General features: G+C 69.0%; 11 protein-coding genes. 7 read left to right on the top strand and 4 right to left on the bottom strand.

Annotation, left to right across the window (positions count from 1 at the left end; genetic code table 11):
- Both BWI15_RS12355 and BWI15_RS12360 read right to left on the bottom strand, forming a co-directional pair.
- Nucleotides 1–1,047 carry a LacI family DNA-binding transcriptional regulator gene (locus BWI15_RS12355; protein ID WP_077014459.1) on the bottom strand — a complete coding sequence of 349 codons (1,047 nt, stop codon included), beginning with the start codon at nt 1,045–1,047 and terminating at the stop codon, nt 1–3.
- Between the two features lie 4 nt (nt 1,048–1,051).
- Nucleotides 1,052–3,439: a beta-glucosidase gene (locus tag BWI15_RS12360; RefSeq protein ID WP_237771238.1), complete on the bottom strand. Its 2,388-nt coding sequence runs from the start codon at nt 3,437–3,439 to the stop codon at nt 1,052–1,054.
- A 206-nt stretch (nt 3,440–3,645) separates the two neighbouring features.
- On the opposite strand from BWI15_RS12360, the gene BWI15_RS12365 reads away from it, so the two are divergent.
- The 5 genes from BWI15_RS12365 to BWI15_RS12385 all read left to right on the top strand — a co-directional run bounded on the left by BWI15_RS12365 (nt 3,646) and on the right by BWI15_RS12385 (nt 9,369).
- On the top strand, nt 3,646–4,995 hold the full coding sequence (locus BWI15_RS12365) for an extracellular solute-binding protein (RefSeq protein WP_077014461.1): 1,350 nt from the start codon (nt 3,646–3,648) through the stop codon (nt 4,993–4,995).
- Nucleotides 4,996–5,042: 47 nt separating this feature from the next.
- Entirely contained in the window at nt 5,043–5,936 is an 894-nt protein-coding gene (locus BWI15_RS12370) for a carbohydrate ABC transporter permease (RefSeq protein ID WP_202817628.1), read from the top strand.
- Nucleotide 5,937: 1 nt separating this feature from the next.
- Nucleotides 5,938–6,825 (top strand): carbohydrate ABC transporter permease, encoded by an 888-nt coding sequence (locus BWI15_RS12375; protein WP_077014462.1) that lies wholly within the window; start codon nt 5,938–5,940, stop codon nt 6,823–6,825.
- A 31-nt stretch (nt 6,826–6,856) separates the two neighbouring features.
- Nucleotides 6,857–8,023 (top strand): xylose isomerase, encoded by a 1,167-nt coding sequence (xylA, locus tag BWI15_RS12380; RefSeq protein WP_077014463.1) that lies wholly within the window; start codon nt 6,857–6,859, stop codon nt 8,021–8,023.
- 161 nt (nt 8,024–8,184) lie between these two features.
- On the top strand, nt 8,185–9,369 hold the full coding sequence (locus BWI15_RS12385; protein WP_077014464.1) for an MFS transporter: 1,185 nt from the start codon (nt 8,185–8,187) through the stop codon (nt 9,367–9,369).
- Here the strand turns inward: BWI15_RS12385 and BWI15_RS12390 are convergent.
- Both BWI15_RS12390 and BWI15_RS12395 read right to left on the bottom strand, forming a co-directional pair.
- Nucleotides 9,366–10,220 carry a phosphotransferase enzyme family protein gene (locus BWI15_RS12390; protein WP_077014465.1) on the bottom strand — a complete coding sequence of 285 codons (855 nt, stop codon included), beginning with the start codon at nt 10,218–10,220 and terminating at the stop codon, nt 9,366–9,368. The two genes, BWI15_RS12385 and BWI15_RS12390, sit on opposite strands and share 4 nt — an antisense overlap.
- Nucleotides 10,221–10,328: 108 nt before the next feature.
- A complete protein-coding gene (locus tag BWI15_RS12395) occupies nt 10,329–11,687 on the bottom strand; it encodes an NAD-dependent succinate-semialdehyde dehydrogenase (RefSeq protein WP_077014466.1) in 1,359 nt (452 codons plus the stop codon).
- A gap of 168 nt (nt 11,688–11,855) precedes the next feature.
- Here BWI15_RS12395 and BWI15_RS12400 point away from each other — a divergent pair, with 168 nt between their 5' ends.
- Together BWI15_RS12400 and BWI15_RS12405 are read left to right on the top strand one after the other, a co-directional pair.
- Entirely contained in the window at nt 11,856–12,926 is a 1,071-nt protein-coding gene (locus BWI15_RS12400; protein ID WP_077014467.1) for a beta family protein, read from the top strand.
- Nucleotides 12,927–13,068: 142 nt separating this feature from the next.
- A complete protein-coding gene (locus BWI15_RS12405; protein WP_237771239.1) occupies nt 13,069–15,201 on the top strand; it encodes a M6 family metalloprotease domain-containing protein in 2,133 nt (710 codons plus the stop codon).
- Nucleotides 15,202–15,292 lie beyond the last annotated feature (91 nt).

The following is a 15,292-nucleotide window of genomic DNA, read 5'->3' on the forward strand; positions in this document are numbered from 1 at the left end:
TCAGGCCCGAGAGGCCACCCGCGCCGGCTCCGTCGCCGAGTCACGCACGATCAGCTGGGTCGCAAGTTCGACGTGGTGCGAGTCGACCTTCTCCCCCGCCGCCAGCCGCAACGCCGTTCGCAGCGCGACCGCGCCCATCTCCCGAATCGGCTGCCGTACCGTCGTCAGCTGCGGCGAGGCCAGCCGCGCGACCTGGGTGTCGTCGAAGCCCACGACGCTGAGGTCCTCCGGCACGCGCAGTCCCCGCGCCCGCGCCGCCTCCATCGCGCCGAGCGCCACCTCGTCGCTGCCGGCGAAGATCGCGGTCGGCGGCTCGGGCAGGTCGAGCAGCGCCGCGCCGCCGGCCAGGCCGTCGTCGTACAGGAACTCGCGCAGCCAGATGTACTCCTTCGGCACCGGCAGTCCGGCGGCCTCCATCGCGCCGCGGTAGCCGTTCATCCGGGCCTGGTTGCAGCCCGACGTGGGCGGTCCGCCGAGGTACGCGATCCGCCGGTGGCCCAGCGACAGCAGATGCTGGGTCGCGGCCATGCCGCCGGCGAAGTTCGTCGAACCGACGCTGGTGACATCAGGCTGTACGACGTTCATCGGGTCGACCACGACCAGCGGCAGCCGGGCGCGTGACAGCGCGGCCAGGTCGGCGGCGGTCAGCTCGGAGGTGATCCCGATCGCGGCCCGGCGGCCGTTGGCGGTGAGCTCGCGGATCCACGGCGCGGCGCGGCCGGCCGTCCGGCCTTGCCCGCGAGGCGGATGGCAGCTCACCACGACGTCCACGTCCGCCGCCTGGCCGGCCTCGACCACGCCCTGGATCACCTCGAGCGAGTAGCTGTTCAGCACGCCCTGGTAGAACAGCTCGACCCCGGCCCGCTCGGTCGCCGGTTCGGGCCGGCGGCCGACGTACTCGTGCTCACGCAGGATCTCCTGGACCCGGGCGCGGGTCGACTCCGAGACGTCGCTGCGTCCGTTGAGCACCTTGGAGACCGTCGCGACCGAAACCCCGGCAGACGCCGCGACGGTGGCCAACGTGACCCGGCCTCTCAACGGCGGCACCTGCTCACACTCCTCCTGCTGCGCTGACCGGAGCCAGCCCGACGGGGGTCACCATCGTACGATCGTGGCCCACCACACGGGTCGGCCCTGTGAGTCGCACGCTACCCCGCGCGGGCAGGTCGATCGAGCTGTTTCCGGCCAGCAACTCGATGTCGCCCGCCTCCACGATCCGGCGCAGGTCGGGACCCGTGTACGCCGTCCGGTCGGCGTCCACCCGGAACGTCACGTCCACGGCCGCCCCCGGCTCCAGCGACACCCGCGCGAAGCCGATCAGCAGCTTCAGCGGCCGCGCCACCTGGGCCACGACGTCGTGCAGGTACAGCTGCACGACCTCGTCCCCGGCCCGCTGCCCGGTGTTGCGCACCCGCGCGGTCGCGGTGACCTCGCCGTCGGTCGGAATCTCGGTCGCGCTCAGCCGCAGCTCGCCGATCTCGAAGCTCGTGTACGACGCGCCGAACCCGAACGGGAACAACGGCACGGTCTCCAGCCCACTGATCCCCGCGCTCTCCACGCTCCCGAGCGCCGGCTGCAGGTACGTCCCCGGCTGGCCGCCGACGTGCCGCGGAATCTGCACCGGCAGCTTGCCGCCGGGCATCACCCGTCCGCTGAGCACTCCGGCGATCGCCGCTCCGCCTTCCTGCCCAGGCATGAACGCCTGCACCATGCCGGCAGCCCTCTCCGCGAACTCGCCCAGCGCGTACGGCCGACCGGAGACGACGACCACGACCACCGGCGTACCGGTGTCGAGCAGCGCGTCCAGCAGCTCAGCCTGTACGCCGGGCAGTCGCAGGTCCTCCGCGTCGCAGCCCTCGCCGGACGAACCGTGACCGAACAGGCCCGACAGGTCTCCGACGTACGCGACGCACAGGTCCGCACCTCGCGCGGCCTCGACCGCTGCCGCGATCCCGGACCGATCGTCGCCCAGCACCGAGCAGCCGGCCTCGTGCACGATCTCGGCCGGGGCCAGTTCGTTGCGCAGGGCATCGAGCGCCGACGGGACCTCGATGCCGAGGTCGCGGTCCGGATAGCGCGGCAGAACGTGGTTGGGGAAGGCGTAGCAGCCCATGAACGTCTTCGGGTTCGCAGCGCACGGGCCGACCACCGCGACGCGCCCCAGCGCCGGGCGGTCCTCGCCGAGCAGCGGCAACGCCGTACCGGCATCGAGCAGTACGACGGACCGCTCGGCGACCTCGCGAGCCAATTCGCGGTTGGCCGGTGAGTCGAGATCGACCGGCTTCACGGAGGTCTCGGGCGTCCAGTCGGCGTCGAGCAGCCCGAGGCGTACCTTCTGCACCAGCAGCCGCCGCGCGGCGCGATCGATCAGCTCCTCGGACAGCTCCCCCGACTCGACCAGCTTCAGCAACCCTTCGCCGAAGCCGATCGTGTCGGGCAGCTCGACGTCCGTGCCCGCCGTGAGCGCGAGCACTCCCGCGGCATCGGTGTCGGCGGCAACCTTGTGCATCGTCGCGAGGAACGGGACAGCCCAGTAGTCCGAGACCACCGTGCCGTCGAAGCCCCACTCCTCCCGCAGCAACTGCGTGAACAGCCACGGATCCGCACCCGCCGGCAGCCCGTCGAGGTCGGAGTACGACGTCATCACGGAGCCCGCGCCGCCGGTGGCGATCGCGGCCTCGAACGTCGGCAGCACGATGTCGAGCAGCTCGCGCCGCCCGATCGACACCGGGCCGTGGTTGCGTCCGGCCCGGGACGCCGAGTAGCCCGCGAAGTGCTTCAGGGTCGCGATCACCCCGGCGCTCTGCAGCCCCCGCACGTACGCCGAACCGACCATCGCGACCAGGTACGGGTCCTCACCGATCGTCTCCTCGACCCGGCCCCACCGGTAGTCGCGCACGACGTCGAGCACCGGCGACAGCCCCTGGTGCACCCCGGCCGCGGCCAGGTCGCGGCCGATCGCGCCGGCCATCCGCTCCACCAGTTCGGGGTCGAAGGTCGCACCCCAGGCCAACGCGGTCGGGTAGACAGTCGCGCCGTACGTCGTGAAGCCGGTCAGGCACTCCTCGTGCACCAGCGCCGGTACGCCGAGTCGCGACCCGGCGAGCACGATCTTGTGCTGGCGTACCACCTCCGCGATCCCCTGCTCGACGGTCAGCGGGACGCTGCCCCACACGCGGGTCAGGTGCCCGAGTCCGTGCCGGCTCGCGTCCTCCAGCGAGACCGCACCGCCTTGCGCGAAGGCGTCCTGCATTGGCGCGACGTTCAGGGCCTCCTCGGCCTCTGCGGGCCGGTCCTGCTCGGCCATGTCGTTGCCGATCCAGCGGCTGCCGAGCTGCGCGAGCTTCTCCGGCAGCGTCATCTCGTCAAGGAGCAGCCCAGCCCGCTCCTCGGCCGCGAGCGCGGTGTTCTGCCACGGCCGAACGTCTGGAGCTGCCACGAAATTCTCCCTTTGGATCGATCAACAGAAGGCAAAGTTTCGAAATGTTTCGAGACTTTACGGGGCGTGCATCGCTAACAGTGCAGGCTGAAAGTCGAAAGTTTCAAGACCTTGACAGCAACATCACCGAAACCTACGTTACGAAACACAGTTTTAACCGCCGTGAAGTCTTCGCGGCCAGGATTTCGGAGATCAGGGTGGATCCCATGACGACTTCTCGGCGTACTTTCCTCCGCCTGACCGGCGCCGGCGCCGTCGCGGCCGGCCTGGCCGCGTGCGGCACCTCGGGCCCGCAGAGCTCGGGCAGTTCGACCGGTGGTGGTGCCGCCGCCGGCACCGGAACGACCTACTGGTTCCTCACCGGGCAGCCCCAGCAGGGCATCCGTGAGGGCCAGGTCAAGCGGTTCAACGACGCGAACCCGAGCACGCAGATCAAGACCACGCAGTTCCAGAACGACGCCTACAAGCAGAAGATCAAGACCGCGATCGGCGCCGGCCAGGGCCCGACGTTGATCTGGGGCTGGGGCGGCGGCGGCCTGAAGAGCTACGTCGACGCCAACCAGGTCGAGGACCTGACCGGCTTCTTCAGCCAGAACGCGGAGTTGAAGAGCCAGATCTTCCCGTCCGCGTTCGGCGCGGCCACCGTGAACGGCAAGATCTACGCGATGCCGGTCGAGTCGACGACGCCGATCGTGCTGTTCTACAACAAGCAGGCGTTCGAGAAGATCGGGGCCGAGCCGCCGCAGTCGTGGGGCGACATCATGGACCTGGTGCCGAAGTTCAACGACGCCAAGATCGCGCCGTTCTCGCTCGGCGGCCAGTCGCGCTGGACCAACATGATGTGGCTGGAGTTCCTGTACGACCGGATCGGCGGCAGCGAGGTCTTCCAGAACATCTTCGACGGCAAGCCCAACGCCTGGTCCGACCCCTCGTCGCTCAAGGCGCTCGAAGAAGTCCAGAAGCTGGTCAAGGCGAACGGCTTCATCAAGGGCTTCTCGTCGATCACCGCCGACTCCAACGCCGACCAGGCCCTGCTCTGCACCGGCAAGGCCGCGATGATGCTGCACGGCGCGTGGACCTACGGCGGTATGAAGGCCGACGGCAAGGACTTCGTCACCGGCGGGCACCTGGGCTACATGAACTTCCCGCCGGTCGACGGCGGCAAGGGCGATCCGACCACCTCGGTCGGCAACCCCGCCGCGTACCTGTCGATCTCCTCCAAGGCCAGTGACCAGGACAAGGAGGTGGCCAAGAAGTTCCTGGCCAACAACACCTTGGACTCCGCCTCGGTCGACGCCTGGGTCGGCGCCGGCAACATCCCGGTGGTCAAGAGCGCCGAGGCCAAGCTGCCCTCGGTCCAGGACAAGAACGACGCCGCCTGGCTGAAGTTCGTCTACGACACCTCCAGCAAGGCCAAGAACTTCCAGCAGTCGTGGGACCAGGCCCTCAGCCCGACCGCGGCCGAGGCGCTGCTGGACAACATCGCCAAGCTGTTCCAGCTGTCGATCAGCCCGCAGCAGTTCGCCGACAGCATGAACGGGGTGATCGGGAAGTGACGGCCGCCGCTCCCCCGGCTCCTGCGCGGGCCGGTGGGCGGACCCCGGTGGGAACGCGCGCCGCCGGGCAGGTCGGGCGGAGCGGCCCGGTCGCGTGGATGGCGCTGCCGGCCCTGGTGTTCTTCCTCGTCTTCGGCGTCGTACCGCTGTTCGGCGTGCTGGTGCTCAGCTTCACCCAGTGGGACGGCATCGGCGCGATCAATCCGGCGGGGCTGTCCAACTGGCGCTCAGTACTCAGCGATCCCGGACTGCCGCACGCCCTGTGGGTGACGTTCGAGATCATGATCCTGTCGTGGCTGGTGCAGACCCCGCTGAGTTTGCTGCTCGGGGTCTTCCTGGCCGGCCGTCAGCGGTACCGGGCGTTCCTGGCGGTCCTGTACTTCGTCCCGCTGCTGCTCAGCTCGGCGGCGATCGCGATCACCTACAAGGCACTGCTCGACCCGAACTTCGGTCTCGGCGCCGGCCTGAACATCGGCTTCCTCACCCAGGACTGGCTCGGCAAGGACAACCTCGCGCTCGGCGTGGTGATCTTCGTGGTGTCGTGGCAGTTCATCCCGTTCCACTCGCTGATCTACCAAGGCGGCGTGCGGCAGATCCCGACCACGATGTACGAGGCGGCCTCGATCGACGGCGCCGGGCGGCTGCGGCAGTTCTTCAGCATCACCGTGCCGCAGCTCAAGTACACGATCATCACCTCCTCGACGCTGATGGTGGTCGGCTCGCTGACGTTCTTCGACCTGATCTTCGTGCTCACCGCCGGTGGTCCGGGCGACGCCACCCGGGTGCTGGCACTCGACATGTACAAACGAGGCTTCCAGGCCAACCTGATGGGACCGGCGAGCGTGATCGCGGTCCTGCTGGTGCTGATCGGACTCGCGCTGGCCCTGATTCTGCGCCGGCTCGGTGGCAGCACGACGGCCAGCCAGCAGGAAGGTGCGTGAGATGGCGGTGGCGACCAGCGCCCAGGCAACGAGCCGGCGCGAAGCCCCGGGGACGTCGTACGGGCGCAAGCTGCTCCGGCTGAACTGGCTCGGCGGTACGGCGGGCTGGTTGTGGCTGGTGATCGTGATCGTACCGATCTACTGGATCGTGATCACCAGCTTCAAGGACCAGAGCGCGTTCTTCGCGCAGAACCCGTTCGCGTTGCCGGCCGAGCCGACGCTGGCCAACTACCAGCTCGTGATCGAGTCCGACTTCCCGCGGTACTTCCTGAACAGCGTGATCATCACGGCCGGAACGATCATTCCGGCGGTGGCGATCGCGTTCATGGCGGCGTACGCGATCATCCGCGGCGCGGGCAGCAAGTTCCTTGCCGGGGTCAACGGGTTGTTCCTGATGGGACTGGCGATCCCGCTGCAGGCGACGATCATCCCGGTCTACCTGCTGATCATCAAGATGCACCTGTACGACAGCCTGCTGGCGATCATCCTGCCGTCGATCGCGTTCTCGATCCCGCTGTCGGTGCTGGTGCTGACCAACTTCATCCGCGACGTGCCCAAGGAACTGTTCGAGTCGATGCGCGTCGACGGCGCGACCGAGTGGGGCATGTTGCGCAGCCTGGCGCTGCCGCTGACCCGGCCGGCCCTGGTCACGGTCAGCATCTACAACGGCCTCGGTGTCTGGAACGGCTTCCTGCTGCCGCTGATCCTGACTCAGAGCCCCGACAAACGTCCGCTCCCGCTGGCGCTGTGGACCTTCCAGGGCCAGTACTCCGTCAACGTCCCGGCCGTCCTGGCCTCGGTCGTGCTGACAACGTTGCCTATCGTGGTCCTGTACGCGATCGGCCGCCGGCAGCTGCTCAGCGGGCTCACCGCGGGCTTCAGCCGCTGACCACCACTCTTCCCCCTCGAGAGGATCTTCCATGACAGACGCCGACTACACGCCCACCCGTGAGGACAAGTTCTCCTTCGGCTTGTGGACGGTCGGCTGGCAGGGCGTCGACGTGTTCGGCGGCGAGGTGCGCCCGGTGCTGGACCCGGCCGCAGCCGTCCACAAGCTGAGCGAACTCGGTGCCTACGGCATCACTTTCCACGACAACGACGTGTTCCCGTTCGGCAGTACGGCGGCCGAGCGCGACGCACACCTCAAGCCGTTCCGGGCCGCGCTGGACGAGACCGGGCTGAAGGTCCCGATGGTGACGACGAACCTGTTCTCGCACCCGGTCTTCCGCGACGGCGGCTTCACCAACAACGACCGCGACGTACGCCGGTACGCGATCCGCAAGACCGCCGACCAGCTGGACCTCGCCGCCGAGCTGGGCGCGGAGACCTTCGTCGCCTGGGGCGGCCGCGAGGGCGCCGAGTCGGGCGCCGCCAAGGACGTCCGGGCAGCACTGGACCGGTACAAGGAGGCCTTCGACATCCTCGGCTCGTACGCCGTGGAGCAGGGCTACGACATCCGCTTCGCGATCGAGCCGAAGCCGAACGAGCCGCGCGGCGACATCCTGCTGCCGACGATCGGGCACGCGCTGGCCTTCATCGAGACCCTCGAGCACAGCGAGCGGGTCGGCCTGAACCCCGAGGTCGGGCACGAGGAGATGGCCGGGCTGAACTACGCCCACGGCATCGCCCAGGCGTTGTGGCACGGCAAGCTGTTCCACGCCGACCTCAACGGCCAGAACGGCCCGCGCTACGACCAGGACCTGCGCTTCGGCGCCGGCAACGCCCGTGGTGCCTTCTGGACCGTGGACGTCCTGGAGCACGGTGGCTACGAGGGCCCGCGCCACTTCGACTTCAAGCCGCCGCGGACCGAGGACATCGACGGCGTCTGGGCGTCCGCGGCCGGGTGCATGCGCAACTACCTGATCCTGCGCGCCAAGGTCCGCGCCTTCCGCGCCGACCCCGAGGTCCAGCAGGCCCTGCGCGACGCCCGCCTCGACCAGCTCGCCCAGCCCACACTCGCCGCCGGTGAGTCGGTCGCCACGCTGCGCGCCGAGGACTTCGACCCCGAGGAGGCCGGCCGCCGCGGCATGGCCTTCGAGCAGCTCGACCAGCTGGCGATCGAGTACTTGTACGGCACCCGGTCCTGACCCGACATCGGGACTGAGTGCTCAGGTGGTGCGGGCGGCTTCGGCCGCCTGCACCACCTGTTCTGTTTCGGCCCTCTCCTGAGTAGTACCACTTGTCTTTAGTCGGCGCCTGCAAGTATTGTCGACGCCGGTAACAGTCGTACTCATCAGGAGGCTTTTTCATGCCGCTCGCTCTGCTCGCGCTGGCCATCGGCGCGTTCGGCATCGGCACCACGGAATTCGTCATCGCCGGGCTGCTGCCCGAGGTCGCCACCGAGTTCGCCGTCTCGATCCCGGCGGCCGGCTGGCTGATCACCGGTTACGCGCTGAGTGTCGCCGTCGGCGCGCTGCCGATGACCGCACTCGGCAACCGGATGCGCCGCAAGCAGCTCCTGCTGTTGCTGATGGCAATCTTTATCGCCGGCAACGTGTTGTCCGCGGTCGCGCCGTCGTACGGCGTGATGATGGCCGGGCGGATCGTCACCGCGCTGTGCCACGGCGCGTTCTTCGGCGTCGGCGCGGTGGTCGCCTCCGACCTGGTCAAGCCGGAGAAGAAGGCCAGCGCGATCGCGCTGATGTTCACCGGCCTCACGGTCGCGAACGTGCTCGGCGTGCCGATGGGCACGTTCATCGGGCAGGGTCTCGGCTGGCGCGCGACGTTCTGGGTGGTCGCCGGGCTCGGCATCGTCGGGCTCATCGGGATCGCGGCGCTGGTCCCCGAGATCGCGCGTCCCGCGGGCGGCAACCTGCGCGCGGAGTTCGCGGTGTTCCGCAGCGTCAAGGTCTGGCTCGCGGTCGGAACCACGGTGCTCGGCTTCGGCGGCGTGTTCGCGTCGTTCACCTACGTCGCGCCGATGATGACCGAGGACGCCGGGCTGCCGGAGAGCGCGATCTCCTGGTTGCTGGTGCTGTTCGGCATCGGCATGGTGTTCGGCAATTTGCTCGGCGGACGCTTCGCCGACCGCGCGCTGATGCCGACGCTCTACACCTCGCTCGGCTCGCTCGCGCTCGTGCTCGTCGTCTTCGGGTTCACCGCGCACTGGGCGGTGCCGGCGATCATCACCCTGTTCTTGCTCGGGGGGTTTGCGTTCTCGACCACGCCGCCGCTGCAGCTGCGTACGCTGGCCAGCGCGTCGGCGGCGCCGACGGTCGCCTCGGCGGTCAACATCGGTGCTTTCAATCTCGGCAACGCGTTGGCGGCCTGGCTCGGCGGTCTGGTCATCGCGGCCGGCTACGGCTACGCGGCCACCAACTGGGCCGGCGCGGCGATGGCCGTGGGCGCGCTGGTACTCGCGCTGATCTCGGGTCGGCTGGATCGGCGTGAGTCGTCCGCGGCGGCGGACACGGGGCTCGCGACCGTCGCCTAGATCCGCTGCTCGGCGAGGTCGACCCACGTGTCGACCTCGCCGGCCGGGAAGTGCCGGATCGCCCAGTCCACCATGCGCAGACTCATGTGCGCCCAGGATGCCCGCAGTACGTCGTACGGGAGTTCGTCGAGCAGCGCATCGAGTCGCGCGACCACGTCGTCCGGTCTCTGGACGCCGAACCGCAGCGTCACCAAGTCGAACCCCCGATGCCCGCGCCCCGCGCCGTCCCAGTCGATCACCCCGCTGATCCGCCCGTCGGTCTGCAGCAGGTTGCCGGGATGGAAGTCGACGTGCAGCGCGTCGTCGCCCACGAGCACCTCCGCGTCGACCGCCGAGATCCGCCGCTCGAGGTCCGCCGTCCGCGCGCTGAACTCCCGCAGCGGCCCGTGCAGGCAGAAGCCCGGCCCGTCCTCGTGCAAGTACGTCGGCAACTGCTCGATGTCCGACCCTTTCAACCGGTCGGCCTGCAGGGCGTTCAGCTCGAGGATCTGATCGAGCAGGTCGAGGCTCAGCCGCTCGACGGTTGCCCCTGGCATCAACTCCTGCACGGTCACCACCGCCGTACCGACCTGCACGGCCAACTCGGTCCGCGGCGCCGGGTATCCCTCAGCCCGCAACACCTCGACCACCGCCAGCGGTCCCCGCTCGAACTCCTCCAGCTGCACGCCGGGCCGCCACTTCAGCACCGATCGGCGCCCGTCCTCCCATCGCACGAACGCGGCCCCGACCTCACCGCCGCCGCACGGCCCCTCCACCACCAACCGAATCCCGGCCGTTTTGGCGATCTCCGCCGCGGCCCAGTCCGCATCCAGCCGCGCGACCCGCTGCCACACCCGCTCCTGTCCACCCACCCCCTGATCATCTCGTGGCGACCGCGGACAACAAACGGGGACCCCGGACAGCGAATAACCTGTCCGAGGTCCCACCGACTTGTCCGACGTGCCGCGGAGCGGAGCCGGCTAAAGCCGGATCGACTTCTTGTTCATGAACTCCTCGATGCCCGCGGGCCCCAGCTCGCGCCCCATCCCCGAGCGTTTGATCCCACCGAACGGCAGGTCCGCCTGCGAACCACCCGCGCTGTTGAGGTAAACCATGCCCGCCTCGATCTGCCGGGCCACCCGGGTGTTGCGCTCCGGATCGGTGCCCCAGACGCTGGCCCCCAGTCCGAACGGCGAGTCGTTCGCGATCGCGATCGCCTCCTCCTCCGTCTCGGCCTTGAACACGAGGACCACCGGGCCGAAGATCTCGTCCCGGTACGCGTCCATCTCCGGCGTGACGTCGGTCAGCACGGTCGCCTCCAGGTAGGCGCCGGGCCCGATCCGGTGCCCGCCGGTACGCAGGGTCGCGCCCTGCTCGATCGCCTTCGCGACCTGAGCGGCTACCTCGTCCGCGGCCGAGACCGACGCCAGCGGCGGCAAGGTCGTCTTCGGATCGGCCGGGTCGCCGGCCACGTAGTACTCCGAAACCCGTTTGGTCAGCCGGTCGACGAACTCGTCGTACAGGTCGGCGAGCACGATCATCCGCTTCGGCGCGTTGCAGGACTGGCCGCAGTTGCGCATCCGGGCCGTCGCGGTCGCCTTGACGGTCTCGTCGAGGTCGTCGGTGTCCAGCACGATCAGCGGGTCGGACCCGCCGAGTTCGAGCACGGTCTTCTTCAGGTTCTTGCCGGCCTCGGCGGCCACCGAGATGCCGGCCTGCTCGCTGCCGGTCAGCGAGACGCCCTGGATCCGCGGGTCGGCGAGGATCCACGGCACCTGCCGGCTGGACGCGAACACGTTCACATAGGCGTCGTCCGGTACGCCGGCGTCGTACAGGATCTGCTCGATCGCAACCGACGCCCGCGGGCAGATCGACGCGTGCTTGAGCAGGATCGTGTTGCCGAGCACCAGGTTCGGCGCGACGAACCGGGCCACCTGGTAGACCGGGAAGTTCCACGGCATCACGCCGAGCAGCGCGCCGATCGGCTCCTTGGTGATCACCGCACGGCCGCCCTTGATCGTGATCGGCTCGTCGGCGACCAGGTCCGGGCCGTGCTCGGCGTAGTACCGGAAGATGTCGACCACGATGCCGACCTCGCCGCGGCCCTCGTTGATCCGTTTGCCCATCTCCAGCGTCATGATCGCCGCCAGTTCGTCGGCCCGCTCCGCGAACAGCTCCGCCGCCCGCGCGACGATCGCCGCCCGTTCGGCCACCGGCCGCCGCCGCCACGCCGAGAACCCGGCGTGCACCCGCCCGATCGCGGCCCGAACCTGCTCGTCGCTGGCGTTCTCGATCTCCTCGACCAGTTCACCCGTCGCCGGGTCTGTGACTGAGTACATGGGGGACGAGTCCTCCGTTCTCTACGACAGTGCGCAAGAGCACAGGCTAACTGCTGCAGTACATACTGTATACAGTCATCTCACCTCTCACGATCGTGTCGTCTGCAAGCCTGCGCCAACCCTCGTACCGTTGACGAAGGGTGACGGTGTGTGACAGGAGGCGACCAGATGAACCGAGCGAGCGCCTTCCGGAGTCTTGTCGCGCTGCGGGCGAAAGGGGGCGAGTTCGCGGCTCTCGACGTCGTACCCGACGGCTTTCCGGTCCAGCCTCTGCTCTGCCTCGACTACGACCCGAACGTGTCGACCACGAACCTGCTGGACCGCGTCACCGACGTCACCCGACGACTGGCGGCCATGGACCGGCTGGTGATGCTTGATGCGACGGGGCTGAGCGCCGCACCGCAACTCGTGGGCGGAGCCGCGGGAATCCTCGGCGATCTCGCCGACCGGCTCAGCTTTCCACCGGATCTCTTCGAGTCCCCCGCGACCTTCATCCCGGTCGTGCGCCTCGATGCGACCGACGACCAGCTCGCACGGATCGGGCGACTCGCCGACGAGATGGGCACGGGGTACGCCGTCCGCCTTCGCCCGGCCGACCTGGGCACTGAGCCGCTGTCCGGACTGCTGCGCCGGCTGCCCGGATTTCTCGACCGCCTGCCCGGAGATCTCGACGTGGTCGACCTGATCCTCGACCTCGTCTACCTGCCGGCAGTCGATCAGCGGCTCGTCGAGACGACCGCAACCATCCTCGACGCCGTACGACGCTGGGGATCGTTCCGTTCGACCACGCTCCTCAGCGGCTCGGTGCCGAAGACACTCAACCAGACCGACTTGTGGGAGCAACCTCGATACGAGGAACTGCTGTGGCGAGCAGTGGTCGACGCCGGTATGGACGACGTTCTGCTCGGGGACTACGGCGTGACCCATCCGGTGTTCGAGTCGGGTGGCTGGCCCAGCAAACACATCAGCGTCAAGTACACGTGCGCTGACCATTGGCTCTACCTGCGAGAGCGGATCCGCGAACCTGACGAGGAGAACTCGCGAACCCGCACTGTGCGCCTGGTCAGCCGGCACCTGGTCGCCTCGGGCAGCTTCGCCGGACCGGACTACTCGTGGGGTGATCGCCAGTTCGCCGAGGCTGCGAACGGCGCCGGCAGCGCGCTCGGCGCGACCACCAAACCGGTCGCCTTCGCAACCTCCCACCACCTCGCCTATCACGCGACGCGTGCCGCCGCCTGACCCGTCACTGCCGCAAGACAGGGGAAAACCCTCGAATGACTCCTGTTCGGCGACGGCTTCGACTGGGCATGCTGTGGCGAGAAATCCCCGTCACCCCGGCCTTCGGGGTTACTTGCCGCCCATCGTCGATCGGATACCGCCCGTGCCCGACCAACGGAAGTCCCGTCTTGTCCTGCGGCTGGTGAGTGTGCTCGCCGCCGCGGCCATCGGTGGAGTCGCGCTCGCGGCTCCGGCGCCGGCCACCCTGGCCGACCGGCCCGACCCGGCCAACGCCTGGCAGTTCGACCACTGGCCGCAGCAGCAGCCGTGGCAGCAGGCTCAGCCGCAGCCGGCGGCGAACCGCCTGGCCGGTCCGGCCAGTGGCACCGGAGCGTTCGGTGCCCCCATCGATCCGCAGAACTGGGAGAACCCGGATCACATGACGTGGTCCGACTACAAGAAGCCGCCCGGCACGAACTGGGCCGACCCGGCCGTGAAGGGCTCGACCCGCACGTTCAAAGGTGCGCTGGTCCTGGTCGACTACCCGAACCAGCCGTTCGTGGTGACCCAGCCCAAGCACTCCACCCCGTTCGGCAACCCGAGCGCCGAGGCGAACGGCGTACCGCGGGACCAGGTCGCGCAGTTCTACCACGACTTCCTCAACAAGCCGGGCGCGCTCAACCGCGGCCACACCCTGCACGAGTACTGGATGGAGGACTCCGGCGGCCGGTACGGCGTGGAGCTCAGCGCGTTCGGCCCGTACCTGATGCCCGGCAAGTCGCACGAGTACGCCATGGAGTTCCAGGCCGACGTGGACTGTCCGGGCACCGACGACTGCACGCGCAACATCCGCGCCGACGGCCAGGCCGCGTGGGTCGCCGACCAGGGCCCGCAGGTCCCGGCCGGGTTCGACTTCGTCTTCTTCCTCAGCGCCGGCCAGGACGAATCGTCCACCTGGCAGGAGTTCGGGATGATGAAGTTCCCGACCAGGGAGCAGGTCACCGAGGAGTTCGGCCCGCCGATCCCGGATCAGCGCAACTGGGCCGAGACCCGGTACGTCGAATGGACGTCCTGGGCAGCCGGCGCGTCCATCTGGCCGAACGCCGGCGGCGGGTCGTCGACCCAGGCGGAGAGCTCCGGCATGGGCGTCTTCGCGCACGAGTTCAGCCACATCCTGGGCATCGGCGACAACTACAACAACCCGTACGGCGACCCGCCGCGGCGTGCGTACACCGGCATCTGGGAAATGCTCAGCCGCGGCAGCTTCAACGGCCCTGGCGGACCGCACAGCCGATGGATGATCCCGGCGACCGGCGGCGCCTCGATGGGCGCCCAGCACATGCTGCGCAACAAGATCAAGCTCAAGATGGTCGACGAGCAGAACGTGCTCCGGCTCAACCGGGAGGCCCTCGCGCAGTCCGGTGTCGTGGTCGCCGACGTGACCGCGCGGGTGGCGCAGCCGGGACCGAACGGCCTGTCCGGCATCAACATCACGCTCGGCGGCGGAGACCTCGCACCGCCCTGCAACATCGCCACCGACCCGCTGTGCGACGGCCGCGGTTACCAGAACTACACGCTCGAGGTCGTCGACCGGATGGGCACCGACTCGTTCACCCCCGACTCCGGCGTCCTGCTGGCCAAGACCAAGGACCAGGACCGAGCGCCGTTCGAGTGGGTGATCGACGCCAACCCGCAGGACATCAACATGACCGACTACGTGATGCCCGACGGCACCAAGGTGCCGATCACGATCGGCGACTACCGGCAGCTGTCCGACGCGCTGTTCCACGCCGGCACCAACTCCGGCAGCGAGTACGAGTACGTCGACCAGGCGAACCGGCTGCACTTCTACGTCACCAACGTGAAGCGCGACGCCAAGGGCATCCTGTCCTACACCGTCGCCGTCCGCTCGCTCGACGGCTCCGACCCGGCCCAGCGCGGCGTCCGGGTCCTGCCGACGGTCGGCCTGCCCGCCCGTGACGGGCTGGCGACCTGCAACTTCCCGCTCACCAACACCGGCAAGGCCGCCGCTCCCGCCGGCCAGCACCCCGAGGACGTCAGCAAGTACCTGAACAGCGACGTCTACCGCCTCACCGCCAAGGTCGAGGGCCGCGGCTGGTCCGTCAACCTGCCCAACGCCCTCACCACCGCCAAGGCCGGCCAGCGCGTCACCGTCCCGGTCCAGGCCAAGCACGACACCGGCGCGGCAGCGATCGGCCGCGTCACCCTGACCGCCACGTCCGAGTCCGACCCGACCAAGAAGTCCACGACCAGATGCGTGGCGGTCGCTCGCTAGTTCTCTCCTTTGCCGGGTGGGGGCCATTGGGGTCCCCACCCGGTTCTTCTCTGCCGTCGGCTGTAAAGAATCTTTGACACGATGTCCGTTG

Origin of the sequence: Kribbella sp. ALI-6-A, from assembly GCF_001984195.1 — a bacterium.
Taxonomy (GTDB): Bacteria; Actinomycetota; Actinomycetes; order Propionibacteriales; family Kribbellaceae; genus Kribbella.

What these genes read in the sequence shown, in the direction of transcription:
- BWI15_RS12400 (WP_077014467.1), top strand. Translation starts at nt 11,856, where the DNA reads ATGAACCGAGCGAGCGCCTTCCGGAGTCTTGTCGCGCTGCGGGCGAAA.
- xylA (WP_077014463.1), top strand. Translation starts at nt 6,857, where the DNA reads ATGACAGACGCCGACTACACGCCCACCCGTGAGGACAAGTTCTCCTTC.
- BWI15_RS12375 (WP_077014462.1), top strand. Translation starts at nt 5,938, where the DNA reads ATGGCGGTGGCGACCAGCGCCCAGGCAACGAGCCGGCGCGAAGCCCCG.
- BWI15_RS12365 (WP_077014461.1), top strand. Translation starts at nt 3,646, where the DNA reads ATGACGACTTCTCGGCGTACTTTCCTCCGCCTGACCGGCGCCGGCGCC.
- BWI15_RS12385 (WP_077014464.1), top strand. Translation starts at nt 8,185, where the DNA reads ATGCCGCTCGCTCTGCTCGCGCTGGCCATCGGCGCGTTCGGCATCGGC.
- BWI15_RS12395 (WP_077014466.1), bottom strand. Translation starts at nt 11,687, where the DNA reads ATGTACTCAGTCACAGACCCGGCGACGGGTGAACTGGTCGAGGAGATC.